The organism is Halogeometricum borinquense DSM 11551 (assembly GCF_000172995.2).
Classification (GTDB): Archaea; Halobacteriota; Halobacteria; order Halobacteriales; family Haloferacaceae; genus Halogeometricum; species Halogeometricum borinquense.
The window spans coordinates 1226051-1242316 of record NC_014729.1; the positions used below are offsets into that span (position 1 = coordinate 1226051).

Sequence of the window (16266 nt, forward strand, 5' to 3'; positions counted from 1 at the left end):
GTCCATAATCGTGCATTGGAGTACGTCGCTCTGTGTTTCGAAGCTCTGATCTACACGAATTCAACTGGCTTTTCCTCGTCCTCTACGGGGATCGAATATTCGTTTTGGAGGCTGACCCGCCGTTCTACCAACTCTTCGGATAACTCCTCACAGTGCGTCCGATACCGGTCGATTTCCTCTTGTAGTTCTTCGTACTCGTCAGCCGCCACCTCATCAAGGATACGACACAACTCGTCCTGGTGTTCTGACCAAATTTCCGCGTGTTCGTGTTGATCGCTATATTGATCGATTTGCTTGAAAATGGCACCATTGAGTGTCCGAATCCCTCCTTCATCGAACTCGCTCAACAAACTGTGGTCTTCGAGGTATCGCTTCACAGCGGGCTCAAGCAAGCTGTTAATTTGACCCCCGAGATCGGCGATTTCGTTGAGGAGGTAGTCATGCGTCTGTATCATCTTCCACAGGCGTGGTGCATCCCGTTCAAGTCGAGTGTAGAGATGCACGTCGTCCGTCTGCAGCAGCGAGACGGGTTCGGATTTCGAAGTATGCATCCCATCAAAAGCTAGGCTCTTCCGCGGCGAATAGCTGCCCCAGTCGATCACAGATGAGCCTTCAACCGCCTCTATATTATTCCGCACAACCTCATGGTACGGGATAAGAATCTCTTCCAATTCCTCCCGGATTATCGGCTTCTCCGCTTCTTTCACCCGTTCATCAACCAGTACCTGGTTCTGAAGAGCAGTCCACACCGTCGCAGTTGCTAACACGAGCGTACCGAGAACTCCTACGAGCGAGGCAGCGACGGATACCCGAGAATTGAGCGTTAGATTCGACCATTGAAACACTAAGTAACCCGAAACTACGACCAAGATGAATATGAACAGGCCGAGGAACACGAGCAGAGCATACTGAATACGGTTTCTCATGAGGGTCTATCTCGACATTTGATGGCTTTTTGAATAATTTACCGCTACTAAATATGTGGCTCACTCACACCCACTCAAGCGCCGCATTGTGCTGCGCAACGTACTGCGGGTTCAAACTCTCCTCTGGAATCGAGATCCGTTCTCCTGCACGGTCGAGAATCGTCCGTTGGAGCACATCACTTTGGGTCTCGAAGCTCGGATTCACGCACAGCCGGTAGTCCTGATCGATAGTGAATAGCTCCCGGTCGAACGCCGCGTGATGCGTCTTACTAAGAGCCAGTACGTTCGATAAATCGGCCCGGTATTCCGGGTAGTCATTCCACGACAAGACATGGGCCACGTCCAACAGACCGGGATGATCCACCCCGGAAATCGGACACGTACGGTCGTGCCGAGACAACACGGTCGCACGGAACTCCGGATCGACCGACCGTGCATGGACCGTCGTTTCGTACGTCCCAGCACGCATCTCGGTATCGCTCACCGACGGTGTCCAGTCCGAATCAGCCCACACCTCCACCGCGCTCTCAACGAACTGTAGGCCGTTATCTGTCAACGCGTACTCGTCGCCGCGCTTCTCAACGAGTCCCATACTCCGCAGCCAATTCACCCTCTGCTTCGCCATATCCGTCTCGCCACGGCTCCACCCTAACTCCGGATGCGTATCGAGCTGCTGCTCACTCACCTCTGCAAGCGTCATCGGGCCAGCAGCCAACGCATACATGAGACTCCTCAGCCCGACGTTCCGATCACACATAATTCGCAGCAGCGTCGCCACATCACCCTGCTCAACGTACTCCCGACCAGCACCACCAAGCTCCCAGTGATCGTTTACCTGGCGGAGAAACCCGACCTGCTGTAAATAACTCACCCGCCGCATAATCGAATCCCGACTAGAAACGTTCTGGAACGAACCACGGTGCCACCCAACGAGTTCATCCGACGTCGGCTGATGCGCTCCAACGAAGTCGAGAACCGCATCCAATGTCTCGACATATCGTGTCCCCCCACCAAACATCGGAACGATACTACGGAGCCGATCTGGAGGCATGAACAAACAGTGACAGAGCCGGATGATGATCCTTTCCCCAGGAGAGATTAACTCCGAGGCTGGCCGAGAGTTGTCGAAGGCTATGCTTGTGAGGAGTCCTCAATTGGTGGCCGCAAGTCACGCCACCGGAAATCGACTTCCTCACCTGAATCAAATGCAACCCGGTAGATCTGACCATCCCGCTCGTCAGCGGTGAGCGAATCCGCATCATCACTCAAAACTGAAACGACCCGGCCGTGCTCCCCGTGATACACCTGATGATCAGGATCCGTCTCATCAGGAATATCGACCCGGACGCGATCACCCTCAGAGAAGCGCTGCATTATCGGACCAGACGACAGCGATGGTTATCAGCACTTGGTATCTACGACTGCTCGTAGTTAGAGCGGGTGCCGGGTCGGTGTCACTCCCGCAGCAGAAATTGAGAGTTCCGTCACAAACGCCTCATGATCTCGGTACGCCGGCCCGACGCGTACGGCCGGTCCCGTGTATAACACCGGCGTTCCATCTTCCGTCTCGAACGAATACCCGTTCTCGAAGTCATCGTACTTAGGCCGGTGCTCATCGCCCACTAGCACACAGTCGAACGAGACGCGTGACTGCGCGAGCAACTCGTCGAGATTGACATCCGCAGTCGAACGATTCCGGTACGGCGTCACGCCATCGTGGAGACACAGCACATTCGGTCCCGGCGACGCCGCACCGAAGGCAATCTCCGACGGACGCCACCCCAGCGACTCGTACTTTCCGACATCGTCGAGTCCAACGTTCTCCGCTGAGACCCCGTATGCGTCAAGCGGACCGCCAGCAACCGACGTCGGGCTGGCCGATAACTCGATGAGGTACTCGTTTCGAACCTGGTCTTTCAGCCATGCAATCCCATCTACAGAGTTCGAATAGTACGGAATCGCCGCGTTGTGATCGTGTGTCCCGAGAATACAGTACACTGGGATATCACTGAGAGCCAAGTCACGCAAACTCGACTCAGCAGCGTCGAGTGTCACCGCGTCCACCTCGTGATCCAGCACATCCCCGGTGTGAATCACCGCATCAACGTCACGCTCCATCGCAATCGTTCGAATCCGTCGAATCGTATCCCGACTATCAATCTCGTCAATCCACGGTACTGTCTTCCCACTCCCGGTCTCCGCACGATTCTCGTACCCGAGATGCGTATCACTCACGAACAACACACTCGTCGATTCACCACGTCCCCCCAGTCCCGCCCGGTCCCCCGCCCGACGAACTCGCTCTCGATCAAGCAACACGTCAACCCCGTCATCAGGCCGATCAGCCGCAGGTTCCGCTGGGAATTCAGCCAGCAGCGAGATCGCCCAATCAACCTCCGCAGACGAGACGTTTACCGGAAGCACTTCTCCGGACTCCGGCGCAACCGGTAACCTCGCCCCGGTCGGCACATACCGGCGATCCTCCTCTCGCGGCTCCGCCACCGTAATCGCCGAAAACTCCGTTACCCGCTCCCCATTCCCATGTCGCCGCGCGTAATCCTTCCGCTTCCCCAAATTCCGCCTCTTCTGCTGCGCCCCGTAACACGACGCCTCATCAGCCAGCAACTCATCACCGTACAGCACGGACCGCAACGCCAACTTCCACTCCGAATCCACCCCCGTAGGCAGAGACCCATACAGAACAGAAAGAGAATCGTATAACTCAGTCAACTCATTCCCAGAACCCATCGTATACAGTACCTCAATTTTGCCAAGTGATAGCAATTTCTCTCCACGCCTCCCCTCAATTCTCAATAACCAATCAAAACGGGCTATCCTGGACCTCTTGAAATAGTGATTTGCAGAAGAGCGGCTCTTCCCGCAAGGGGTTGCGAATTAGGTGAGAAGTTGCCTTCTCAGCAACTCGCCAGACGTGATGAGGGCTTCAATAAAGCTGCTTCATCACATTGCGATTCAGACGTCCGTTCTATAATTAGTATTATCTGACTGTATAGCGACCAAATTTGTATGTCAACGTCAACGCGAGAATTCGACTTGAATATGGAGGAAGTCCTTGAGGCGTGGGGACCAGCAGACGCAGCACGCGAAATCATTGCGAATGCCCTTGACGAAGCCGCCCTCACGGACACGGATGATCCAGATATCTATAGCGAGGCCGGCGCATGGCATATCCGAGACTATGGACGCGGATTCCGGTACGAGCATCTCACCCAGGCCGAAGACGAAGAGAAGCTAAACAACCCTGACAAGGTGATCGGGAAGTTCGGCGTCGGGATCAAGGACGCAATTGCGACCTGTCACCGGCACGGCATCGACATTACGATTCATTCACCGCACAACACGTTCACGGTAAAGGAAGCCCCGAAACACGGATTCGAGGAAATTGAGACACTTCACGTTGAAATCCACCCACCGGAGAAAGACATTGAAGGTACAGAGGTTGTGCTGGATGGAATCACGGACGAGGATATTGAGGCGGCAAAGCAGAACTTCATTGATTACACTGACGCAGAACTACTGGAACAAACCCGGTTTGGGGACGTGTACAAAGTCTCTGACACCGAGGAGGCGTCGGTGTTCGTGAGCGGACTTCGAGTAGCATCAGAGCCGAACTTCCTGTTTAGCTACAATATCACGAACACGACGAAGAAAATCAACGACGCACTGAATCGTGAGCGGTCGAACGTAGGGCGGACAGCGTACTCAACACGAGTGAAGAAAATCCTGCAAGCCTGTGAATCAGAAACTGTGGCATCGCGGCTAGTCGATGATTTGAACGAGTTCGTAACGGGTGAGACCCACGACGAGTTAGACTGGAAACCGGTGCAAGTCCACGCGGTCAAGATCCTGAACGCGGAACGGGATGTCGTGGTGGCGACACATGACGAGCAGCATCGTAGCCAGAACTTGTTCGACAATGCTCGCTCAGACGGCTATGAGATCGTTACTATCCCGGACCGAATCAAGCCGGATATCGAGGACACCACTGACGTCAACGGCGACCCGATCCGTGGGGCCGAAGAATATCGTGAGGAGTTCAGAGAGTCGTTCAGCTACGAGTTCATCGACGAGGCAGATCTCACCGATGAGGAACTGGAGACGTGGGAGTTGCGGCACGCCGCGTTCTCGTGGGTTGCACTACCGGGTGAGGAGTGGGAAGCGAAAGTTTCCGAGTCGCTGCGGGCAACAGATCCATCAAGGATGGTGACCTGCGAACACGACGATGAACTGATTATCGTCCACAGAGATCTCCTGACGTACGATACCCAGTCGTTTCTTCGCAGTCTGGTAGACATCGTCGCGTTCGCTCATGGAGGCGAGCTACTCCACAGAGAGATGCTGGCAGACATCGCTGGTGCTGTCAGTGCTGAATTGATCGGAGCGGCCGGACAGGCAGACAGCGATCCTGTGTTTCCCGGAAAACAACGGGAACCAGAACCGGACGAATAGCACCGCTACAGACCCAATCTGATTAACTGACACGGTTGGAACTCCTCGCGGAGTAGTTAGTAACGGCGCTGTTTGACCGTGGTGACTTCCGTGAGCAAAGAGCGACTGCGGTACGCTCCGTCCTAAAACCTACCAAGATGGCTTTATTGAACCTCCTGTGCGTTGATGCACATATTCTAAGGAGATCTATGAACCCGGTCGGAAGATGGGATCACTTCACATCAACGATTAAGCGCTTGAACCGAACGAGAATGCTGTTTCCTACCCCCGTTCGGCTACAGACAGATAAAGCGCGTAGTTATCAGTCAATTCTCCAGTGTCCCGATCTTCGGTCCGTTGCAGATTGATCTCAAGCCGTGTCTCTTCTCCTTCGAACTCTAAGAGCGGTTTGAACAGGCTTCCGACTGCTTCAACGAACTCGGGGGCTCCCGTGACTCGAATGTCAGATATCTCGGTTGCGTATTTGCTCCCCGTGAAGCCGTTCGGTTTCTCGATGACTGACTCTCGAATCTCTTGTTCAGAAGCCTCATCAAGACCACTCAGCCAGTCGATTGCGTGTCGCTTCACTACGTGCCCAGAATCGGTCGTGGGAAGTTGCTCTAACTGACTCACACACCCAAGTTGCGCGTAATCGTATTTGAACCTCAGCGCGGTGCGCTGTGGTCTACTCTCGGCCCTTCAAGTACATCCCCGCGACGACGTGCGGAGGCTCTTCCTGCTCTTCCGCCCACTCCTGCCGCTCTTCGTATTTCTCTTGCAGATTGTACCGAGAGATGATCTCCCGGACGGCGGCTACCAGCTCTTCACCCGTAACGTCCTCGTTACGGAGATCCCTGAATTCGTTGAGGATCTGGTCTGCCGATACAGTCTCAACGATATCTTGAAACTGTGCCAGCGTCCGTTGTTGATCGGTGTTTTCTACAGACGCCGCGACTTCTCCAAGTTCGTCAACCACGTAGTCTCGGTCGATACTCGCACCCTGGCGAGCTTCTCGCTGGAACTGACGGCGCTTCCCCATGTCATCGCCGAACTCCGTCCGTGCCACTTGCACCGCTCGTTCGTAGCGACTGTCGAACGTCTCTGCGTCAACGGACGCGACTGGCTCATCGACAGGACACGTGATGGTTTCGACGATGGTGTCCTTCTCTTGTGAGGCGAGGTCTTGCCCTCCTTCGCCTGGGAACGTCACGAGGTACGGAGTCGTGTAGTCTCCTTGCCGGTAGACAATGACGACGCCGTCGTACTCTCGATCCCACTCCATCGCACTTCGAATTCCGTCGCGGTCATCCAACCAACTGAGGAGATCCGGGTACTCCTGTTTGAGGTCCTGGAGGCTACTCGCGGGACCGATGAGGTCGTCGCTTCCGATGATCTCGTTCACGTCGTCTTCGACCTTCTCGATGTCTTCCTCGGCGTAGATGTCCTCCATGTACGACCGGTTCACGTTGTCTTCCGGGCTCAGGATCTCCCCGTCTTCACCTAGGACGTTACTGATCTCTTGGACGCGGGACTCGACGCGGTCAACGATGCCGAGTTCCTCTTCAAGTTCCGTTTCCGGCAGGAAATTGAGCGCATAGATATCTTCGTGCCCGCTTCCGAGACGGTCAACACGACCAATCCGCTGAATTAGACGGAGAGGATTCCAGTGGAGGTCGTAGTTGATAACTAAATTCGCATCCTGAAGATTGACACCCTCCCCTGCTACGTCGGTTGCAAATAACACGTCAATCTCGTCACTCGGGTCGATTTTGTCTCGTGCATCATTCGCCTCTGGAGCGAAGCGCTGAATGATCTTCTCGACGTTCGAGGTATCACTGGTCGCACTCGCAAATCGAATATCATCAGAGAGCAGTCCCCGATCCTGGAACTGCTCAAACGCAGCTTCGAGATACTTTACCGTGTCTGTGAACTGCGTGAACACAATCAGCTTCTCAGCGCGGTCACCGCGCTGGAGAATCTCATGAGACCCAATACGGAGATTCCCGAGAAGCTGCCGGAGCTGCTCAACCTTGTCATCCATCGCGTAGTCATCTTGGATGTCCTGATGGAACGGTTCCAGCGTGTCTTGCAGGTCAGCCAAGAGTTGGATATCGGTCTCAAGATCACGCTTCAACTCTTCAAGATGGAAGGCCTCCGTTTGGTAAGCGGCGTACTCTCCTTCTTCAACCATCTCGTCGATCTCATCAAGGATGTAGTCGATCTGCTCCCCACTGTTGATGAGCTCGGAGACGTCGCTCCCGACAGCAACCGTCCCTTCGTCGAGAAGGTCACGGAACATCCGGTAGCTCCGAAGCATCCGGGTAAGCGACGTGTAGAATGCATGGACACTGCTTTCCAACCGCTTCAGAAGGTTGGACTTCATCAACCCACGAATGCTCCTCCCCATCGAGGAGAGGTTCTGATACGGGTCCTGATTCGCGTACCCCGTCTTCAGGTAATCTTCCTGCCCCAGCGAGTACCGAGCGAACGTGAGGTCTTCCAGCGTCTCCACAATCGCATCGTACAGTGAATCATTGACGCCGTCCGCGGTCGAATACGTCTCGTGGAGATTGTAATCGACCGTCTGTAAGTGCCGATCCGGGAGATACCGACGTTCCCCGCCCATCTGGAGGTACACTTGACCCTCCTCGTCTTCTTCGCCGTATTGGTCGATGATGTCTTGGCGAGTCCGACGCACCATCACGTGACTCAGAAGATTCGAGAGGTCTGTCTCATCGTTCTCCGCCATCTTCGTGAAGTCATAGAGGTTCGGCGGCGTAATCGGAATCTGCGTGAGGTCCTCAATGTGGAACAGCTTGATCTGATTATACACGTCCCACGCACTCTTCGTATACGGCGTCGCCGTCAAGAGAATCGTCTGATTGACCGTCGGCAGAAACGCCTGCAGATTGTTGTACCGATGCGTATCGTCGTTCCGGAAGTGGTGCGCCTCGTCGACGAGACATACTGACGCGTCGTCGTGCTCTTCAAGCAGCGTCTCGTGGAAATCCTCCTTCGACACCATCCCCAGACTGATCACCTCCGCGTTGAAGTTGTACTGCTTGTTGACCATCCGCTCCCACATCGGCTGGAGATGTTTCGGCGAGATGATCAGCATCTTTCCCTTGTTCCCACGGAGGCGATTCCGCGCGTGGAAGTGTTCGAGGAGCCCGAGGCCAACAAACGTCTTCCCCATCCCGACGACGTCAGAGACTAGAACCCCGTCGTACTTGTTGGCGATCCGGATGCCACGATTTACCGCCCACTGCTGGAACTCGTAGAGGTCTTCATACACGTCGAACGACTGTAGGTAGTCCTCAGCAGTCTCCAACGTCTCTTTGTAGAGTTCGTAGAGGATCTTCGCGTACACCAAGTACGGTGCAGGGAGCCCAGTACCCGCACTGACCCCTCGGAGTGTCTCTACCGTATCGTCTGGAAGTGACTCACCCGGAAGTGCCGGTGGCTCGTCGTCCGTTGAGACGTTCCCAGGGTTGTTCGACACCCACGAGTCTTCAAACGCATCCAGAAGATCGGCGTCGAATTCAACGGCGTCGTCCCACAAATCATCGAACCAGTCCTTCAGTTGGGTAACCTTCTCATTGTAGACTGGAGCATTGAGTTCCGTATTACTGTGAAGACCACTGAGGCTGAGGTTCGACGAGCCGACGACGCCGACATCCTTGGGGGTGAAGATGTCCCCTTCGTTCTTCTCGAAGAGATACGCCTTCGCATGGAACCGTTCTTGAAGATAGAGCTTCGGCTGGATACGTCCCTGTTCCAGCCAGTCGATTAGTTTCGTGAAGAACGCTTGATTTTCCGCAGTGGGATCTTCGTAGAGGAGTTGGTGTGAGTAATTGTCCGCAGTTTCCGCACGAATCTCTGTGCGTTCACTCCACTTGACGTTCTGTGATTGTCTGAATTTCGTGCCAGTGAGACGAAGATTCTGATGGGCCTCTATGAGTTCATCCAACCCTTGCTGATCAGGATTCCCCATCAGAACCTGGAGTGTCCCACCATCGTCGAGGAATTCATCCAGCTCTGGACGGAGTCGCTTCAGGCCACTCATATAGAGGTACCCGACAGCGATCCGAATTCGGTCAACTCCCTCGCTTTTGAGCCCTGACTTCAGAACCTCGTCAAGATGGGAGTAGCGACGGTTGTCGATGATCCCGATTGAATTGTCGTTACTCATAGTTCATATCTTCTCGGGAGAAAGCACCGTTTATAGGCCGAGTATCACGAACTGTGAGTGAGAATGACGGAGACATACACTACACTGGAACTACCCACCTCAAAAATGTTTCATCGTATCACGACGAGCATATGTCTTAGCCAGTAGGGTTCGAGAGTAATGAAGATTGTAAGTATCATGGGGAGTGGCTCATTGGGCAAGGAGGTAGACCTGGAAACTCTTGTTGAAGAGCTTCGAGATGAAGTTGGTGAAAGTTTAGAGGCGAATTTTCAAAGCCCGGGGATTGTGACCGTAAAATTCGGTGACAATAGTCCTGCCTTCAGCATATATCGGACTGGTTCGTTTCAAATTCGTGGAGCATTAGGACACGATGGGTTGAATGATGCAGTAGACCAACTGCTCGAAATATTGTCTAACATCGATTTTGAGACTGGTGAAGTTGAGTTTGAGGAGAAGACAGCTGTTTTTATGCATGATGTGCATCAAGGATTGGAGCTGGAAATACTCGCCGTCCACCTTGGTTTAGAGTACACAGAGTATGAACCCGAACAGTTTCCAGGCCTTGTATACCGACCACCAAAGCATGAGGCAACTCTTCTGATTTTTTCAAGTGGAAAGGTGTTGGTAGTCGGTACAGCCAAACAAGAAGTCGCCCGTTCAGTCCTCAAATCCTTGCTCGATGCTCTCGAAGATAGTTTCTAAAACGATTAGCGAGAGTAGTCGTATTGCGAGTTGTGTTCAGCGATTGTCTCGCATAACGATGGATTCTCATCGGGCTGCCGCATAAGGCGGTCTCGGACAAGAGTAACCATCTCTTTGTAAAGACGTTCCCGCTGCTTTTCGGTGAGATCTAACTCATCAAAGATGGGGGTGTCGAGATCAACTCGGTCCTCCTTCACACTCTCAAGCGTCACATCATCTGGGTTGTACCCACCTAACTCTACAAAGACGTCCTCAAGATCACGTTCCATTAGATTCTCAACGGCCTCACCGACAGTAGACTGTGTTTGCTCCTTGGCGTCCACAACTGGAAGCTCCATAAACTCCGTCTTATCGAACTTGAGAGCGTTTGTCCAGCTTCGACTGGAGATTTCAGCCATAAACCAGCCAAGCGTCGAGTTGAGGTAACCAGCAAGATAGGCTGGATCGAACTCCTCGGAGGCAGAGAGATAGTAGAAGTTATCTGCCACTGGGAATGCGCACGGATTAAAATGGAACTGGTACTTTGCGTTCACGTAGCGAGTTAGTAGAATATAGGGATCAGACACGGTGGGCTGCTTATACCACGGGTCTCGACTATTGAATGTAGTTCGTGAGGAAAGGCTCTTATCAGAATCTTGGCCCCAAATTTCCGCCTCTCCAAGCTCAACGTAGTCTAGCGCATTCTTTCCGTCCTGCTCAAGCGTTACTTTGTCATCACCAATCCGAATCCAAACGCTACTCAGGTGGGCCGGCTCAATCGGGCTAGTTTTGATTTCCCGATTCTTTACTAGCACAAGATTGGGAATCATATCAGTCCCTTCCTCTGTTTGATGAAGGCAATCAAACTGGTCCCGGTAGTCCTTCGGAATCTCTTTTATCGGCCGCATCCAGTATTCGGGTTCAATCCGAGCCGTTCGATTACTATCCTTGTGCGTGAGAACAAGTTCCCCGGTGTCATTGTCATAGTCTGCTGAGAAGTACTTGTTGTCCTCGCCAGGTCGTGGAACAAAGAAATACTTGTTCGCACCGCTCGTGACTCCGCGAGTTAGATCGCCTCCATCGTTTGTTAGATCGCGGATAGTCGTGAATTGATCGCCAGCGTCCCGCCAGATCTCAAAGTAGAGAGTTGGCGCATCGACAAACCGTCCCCATAGACCCATGCTATAGGAACCAGTCGGTAGTTCCAGATTTTGAGATTGATCGTGGCTCGCTATAGCCTTGGTTGCCCCCAAACCGGATTCTTCCGAGTAAACAGGTCCAGAATCGTCATCCAGATCTCGGGTAGAACCTCCCCCGAGTCGCCACAGGCCCGCATGGGAAAACGCGAGTGTTCGGATATCTCCCTCTTCATATACCCTTGCTGGCTCTTCATTAAATAATAGCTCTTCAGTATCTGCTTCATTCGTAGTGAAGATTGACTTGAAGGCGGTCGCGTAGTTGAGGTCAACATAGGGACAATTGATTCTCGTGAACTTTGTCTCACCAGCAAGAATACCATTCTGGCTCTTATTTGCCATCGTGATGTAGGCATTTACGTCAGCATCTTCGAATGCTTTCTCGCTGATGTTCCCCATCACCGTAGAGAGACTTGCTTTTTCTAATAGAGCCTGTTGAAGGCGTTTTCCGTACCCGATGTCAAGCCAGGAATTAGAGGTGATGTATGAGAGCGTCCCATTTTCTCGAAGGACTTCCAGACCTTTGAAATAGAAATAGACATAGATGTCGCTTCGCTTGTAGGCGCTGATATCAAATGTTTCTTCGACATATTGGACGAGGTCATTCTTGTATTCTTTCTTTAATTTCTTGACTTCACCATCATCCATCTTGTCAAGACGTTCTGGGTGAATCCCTTGGTCAATGATGTCCTCTTGACGAACGTACGGTGGATTACCGATGACAATGTCGAATCCCCCTTCGACCATCACGTCTGAGAAGTCGATATCCCACATGAAGAACCCAGCAGCACCGGCCTCATCAATCGCGTTACGAGTCTCTTTGAGCTCTTCAATCCGCTCCTCAACGTCATCATCAGTTTGGTCGTCCTTTGTGTCCCCGAAGAGTGTCTGCTGAGAACCGTCCTTAGAGAGGTTGTCGATTAGACCATCAATATGGTTTTTCAGGAGTTCCACCTGCTTCTCCTCGATCTCCTGAGTTCGGTCAGCCTCACCTTCGAAGTGTTCGCGCTTCAGCTCTTTCAGTTCTGTGAGGAGGCCAGCAGTATCCCCATCGAGCGTTCGCGTGAGGGTATCCAGTGAAACGAACTCTCCATCAAGCTTCTGAATCAGGCTGTCTCCAACCTTGAGCTTGAACGAGAAGTTGGGCAACACTGGGCGCTGGTCTGGGAGTTGCTCCTCACCCTCGACGAGCGACAGCCAGAGCCGGAACTCAGCAACTCGGACTGCCCAGTCTTTGATATCGACTCCGTACAGATTCTCGTTAATGATCTGCTCTTTGAGATGATAGTCCGGGGTCTTACCGAGCTTCCGGTACAGTTCAGTGACCACTTGCTTCATCCCCACCAGGAACGCACCGCTACCGCAGGCGGGATCAACGATACGAAGCTCGTGGAGTATGTTCTCCAGTTGCTCTGTTTCCCCATTGCTTTCCGCGTCCCAGTCCTGTGGCTCGCTGAAGATGAACTCAACAATCCGCTGTTTCCCTTCAGCATCGAGATCGTTGGCGTGGTCGCAGAACTGCTCGTACAGTGCCATCCGGCACATCAGGTCCACCTCGACACGAGGCGTGTAGAAGATACCTGCCTCACCACGTTCCTGCTCGGCAATCAGGGACTCGTAGATCTTCCCGAGCATCGCCGGATCGACGGCGACGTCGATGTCGTATGGGCTCTCCTCGGTGACGGTGAAGTTGTACTGTTCGAGGAACTCTTCGATCACCGACTTCAGCGCAGAGTCAGACAAGAAGGTGTTGCTCTCGTCCTCTTCAGTCGGCTGGAAGAGTCCACCATTCATGTAGGGGAGTCCCAAAATCGCTGTCTCGACGTCGGAGGGGAGATTAGCTTCGATCTCTCCGCCTTCCGGGCTGTTCATGCCCTCGAAGAACAGCGCCGAGAGCCACTTCTCGTGGAACACGTCCTCCTCGTTGGACTCCTCGTACTGCTGGTGGAACCAGCGGACGAAGTCCTTCCGCTCACCGATCCAGCCCTTCTTCTGGAGGTAGTAGAAGAACATCAACCGGTTGAGCGTGGTGTGCGCGTACCGATCTGCGTCCTCAATCTCCAGTCCCTTCCGGCGAAGTTCCTTACTGAGCGTGTCGAAGGCGCTCTTGTAGTTCTCGTAGAAGTCCTCGGTAACTGGCTTGACTCGGAACGCCTCGTCGATGCGCTCTGCCAGCCGACCCTTGCTGGCGTCCATATTTGACAGCGCATTTGCGACGGTGCGGTGGGTCTCACCTTCCCCGAGCGTGTACCTCCGCAACACAGGGCGACCAGTCGTGATGTCGTCGGTGCCCTCCTCGTAGGGAGTGACGAGGTGCCAGACGTCCTCGTCCGGTGCATGGAACACAGTCAGGAAGGAACCGTCGATGGCCCACCCACTTGTTCGGTCCGACCGCGTGAGGCTCTGGATAGCGTTCCGTTCGGCTGTCCGGGTCAGCTTCTCCAGCTCGACGTAGATTACGCGAAAGTTCCCTGCTTCAGCGAAGAGACGAGCAGCGTTTGCGCGAGCGGTGTTCGGCCACTCGTGAACAGGAATGTCCTGCCAGGTGGCGTCTCCCAGAGGTGACGTCGTCTCTTCGAAGTTCAGTACCTGGACGAAGAGGTCTTGGAAGAACTGAGTCGCAGCCTCCCCTGTAGATCGGTAGTCGCGCTCAAACTCATCGAGTGAGAGGTCCTCGTCTAAACGCCGGCGAATCTCCTTGGTTTGTTCTTCAGACATGGTTATCGAATTTGGAAGGAGCGCTTTCTTCGAGGGAAATGAGCATACAGCACTATGCTCGGTCACCTATCTTAAAAGTTGATTTGGGACTTACATCTCATAGGGCTCGGAACGAGTGTGAGAATTGGACAGGTTGTCCCTGAAAGGAAAGAGTGGAATTAGTCGGAGACGCTCCAGAGTAGAGAGTTCCCGACTTTTCTACTGGTGACTTGACCTTCGGATTCGAGTGACTGGAGGCGCGTATATGCGGTTCGCCGGGTACAGCCGACAGTTTCCGCTATCTCTGAGGTTCCTGCCATCCCATCAAGTGTCTGGATGGCATCGATGAAATCCGAATCTGGGTAGCTCGTCGTATATCTCCCAGATTCTTCCTCTCGATCTTTCCCCGGCACATGATTCGATTCGAGGACGTCACCTATGTAGGTGATGGGTTACCCACCATCTCCTCATACGGAGATGGACAACACTTATACCATTACACAATATAGGAGATGGTGTGAAAGCCCAGTCCCACGGGGCGTGGATCCATCGAAAACGCCCGAGTGCTAGGGACACTCGGACTGGGTTTCACACTGCACGTGATAACCCATGGAAAAATCAAATCCGTCGAATCAAGAGGTTGTCGGTGACGAGCTAATTGAAGAAATATCAAAATTAGAACAAATTTCGCTCGGGGAAGGGGCCGCGACGTGTCAAGTGTGCGGCTCTCCTCTTCACGAGGGTAATGCGGTCGTTGTGTACGTGTTTCGGCCAGCTGGTGAGGTGATGTTTCAGGTCGGACACGTTGTGTGCGGTGATGAAGATCATGCACTGCCGGAGGAGTACACGTTTGGTGTGCGTGAGTTGGTGGTCGAGGGTCGTGTTGGGTGGTGTTCCGATGGTGCGACGCAGTCGTCGTGGCCGGTCCTGTTGGATCCTGAGGTGGTGGCGGTGAGTGCGGCGGCGACGAAGTCGGTGCGGAAGATCGCAGATGATGGGTCGCCTGTGAACGGTGCGTCTGATGTCGAGGTACCGGAAACGCCCGAGACGCGGGTGAAGGTGTCTCTGGGCGAAGTACGGCGTCGTGCGGGTCGTCAAGACGGCGCAGTTAGCGGGTTGTTCTGGGGTGATGTGCAGCGATGACGTCGGGTGAGTTGGAATTCGTGGATTCGAATCTCGATGTCGAAGTGGATCTGCCGCGGTCGGTGGAGGAGATGCTACTACCACACGTGTACGTCGGCTTGGAGATTGACCTGCTGTCCCCGGGGGACGGCATCGTTACGGATCGGCATCATGCGTCCGCTGATAGATATGAGGCGGACGACCCGATGAATCAGATCGAGGGGCAGATATCGCCGTTCACCCTGAGCGGGTGGCTGCGGCATGGCTGCGAGCGGGTCGTCCAGATTGCTGGGGCGACTGCATGCCATCCTGGAGAGCCGAACGCGGATTACATGCGCGCGAACGTGTACGAGCGCGACCTCGAATCGGGGTACCACGAGAAAGGTGAGTGTCTCGACGAACACGACGATGGATGTGTCGTCTACGACCTGTTCGGCGGATTCGGATCGCAACCGGGCAAGCTGTTGCGTCGCCCGGTGTCGTTTTCGCCGATCCGCCGACAGGTGGATGTCCTGGACGGAGAGGCGGAAGCGCACTTCCGGCAAATCTCGAATCAGGTCCGGTCGCGGAACGAGGAAGACGGTGGGCAGCCGCTCCGGCAAGCAGATCGGGACGTCCTCGGCAACGTCGAAGGGACGTGGAAGCTCACACTCCGCGAGCTGAAGCCGGAATTCGTCGGGCTACTGTTGGAAGCTGTGTCGTTCCTGGATGCGCACGCGGATGAGTTCGCGTTCCAAGTCGGCGGTGCACGGAATTTCGGCGCTGGGATTGCCGACGTGTGGGTGATCAACCCGCTGTACAGTGAGCGGGAGGTGCGGCGCGTGTTCAATCGAGCGCAGGACTCGACCGCTGCGATGGCGGAGAAGGATGAGGTGTGGCGGTCAGAGTGCCGGCCGGAATTCGTTCGGGCGCTGCAGGCGCGGACGGCGGCGCGTGATGGTAACTTGCCGATGCCTAGCAGCAATGAGGGAGGTGAGTCTGCGTGACGGGCGGTAGTGATCGT

At 54.1% G+C, this 16266-nt stretch carries 11 protein-coding genes; 4 read left to right on the plus strand and 7 right to left on the minus strand.

Annotated features, from left to right (window positions below):
- Positions 1-50: 50 nt before the first annotated feature.
- From HBOR_RS06345 to HBOR_RS06360, 4 genes are all read right to left on the minus strand, one after another.
- Positions 51-926 (minus strand): hypothetical protein, encoded by an 876-nt coding sequence (locus HBOR_RS06345; protein ID WP_006054125.1) that lies wholly within the window; start codon positions 924-926, stop codon positions 51-53.
- Between the two features lie 64 nt (positions 927-990).
- Complete coding sequence (locus HBOR_RS20275; protein ID WP_241432305.1) at positions 991-1518, minus strand: HNH endonuclease; 528 nt, start codon at positions 1516-1518, stop codon at positions 991-993.
- A gap of 539 nt (positions 1519-2057) precedes the next feature.
- Entirely contained in the window at positions 2058-2300 is a 243-nt protein-coding gene (locus HBOR_RS06355) for a hypothetical protein (RefSeq protein WP_006054127.1), read from the minus strand.
- Between the two features lie 57 nt (positions 2301-2357).
- Positions 2358-3428, minus strand: a complete 1071-nt coding sequence (locus HBOR_RS06360; protein ID WP_241432306.1) for a metallophosphoesterase — start codon at positions 3426-3428, stop codon at positions 2358-2360.
- Between the two features lie 525 nt (positions 3429-3953).
- Between HBOR_RS06360 and HBOR_RS06365 the strand changes: the two genes are divergently transcribed.
- Positions 3954-5396, plus strand: coding sequence for an ATP-binding protein (locus HBOR_RS06365; protein WP_006054129.1), 1443 nt, complete (start codon positions 3954-3956; stop codon positions 5394-5396).
- Between the two features lie 261 nt (positions 5397-5657).
- Here HBOR_RS06365 and HBOR_RS06370 read toward each other — a convergent pair whose 3' ends face one another.
- Together HBOR_RS06370 and HBOR_RS06375 are read right to left on the minus strand one after the other, a co-directional pair.
- Positions 5658-6008: a hypothetical protein gene (locus tag HBOR_RS06370; protein WP_013440545.1), complete on the minus strand. Its 351-nt coding sequence runs from the start codon at positions 6006-6008 to the stop codon at positions 5658-5660.
- Positions 6009-6060: 52 nt separating this feature from the next.
- Positions 6061-9567, minus strand: coding sequence for a helicase-related protein (locus HBOR_RS06375; protein ID WP_006054131.1), 3507 nt, complete (start codon positions 9565-9567; stop codon positions 6061-6063).
- Between the two features lie 159 nt (positions 9568-9726).
- On the opposite strand from HBOR_RS06375, the gene HBOR_RS06380 reads away from it, so the two are divergent.
- Entirely contained in the window at positions 9727-10269 is a 543-nt protein-coding gene (locus HBOR_RS06380; RefSeq protein ID WP_006054132.1) for a TATA-box-binding protein, read from the plus strand.
- A gap of 5 nt (positions 10270-10274) precedes the next feature.
- Here HBOR_RS06380 and HBOR_RS06385 read toward each other — a convergent pair whose 3' ends face one another.
- The gene (locus tag HBOR_RS06385; RefSeq protein ID WP_006054133.1) at positions 10275-14162 is read right to left on the minus strand and encodes an Eco57I restriction-modification methylase domain-containing protein; all 3888 of its coding nucleotides are present in this window, start codon (positions 14160-14162) and stop codon (positions 10275-10277) included.
- A 765-nt stretch (positions 14163-14927) separates the two neighbouring features.
- Between HBOR_RS06385 and HBOR_RS20165 the strand changes: the two genes are divergently transcribed.
- Together HBOR_RS20165 and HBOR_RS06395 are read left to right on the plus strand one after the other, a co-directional pair.
- Positions 14928-15284 carry a hypothetical protein gene (locus HBOR_RS20165; protein ID WP_013440546.1) on the plus strand — a complete coding sequence of 119 codons (357 nt, stop codon included), beginning with the start codon at positions 14928-14930 and terminating at the stop codon, positions 15282-15284.
- Positions 15281-16249 (plus strand): hypothetical protein, encoded by a 969-nt coding sequence (locus HBOR_RS06395; protein WP_006054136.1) that lies wholly within the window; start codon positions 15281-15283, stop codon positions 16247-16249. Before HBOR_RS20165 ends, HBOR_RS06395 begins: the two co-directional genes overlap by 4 nt.
- The last annotated feature ends 17 nt before the right edge of the window (positions 16250-16266 follow it).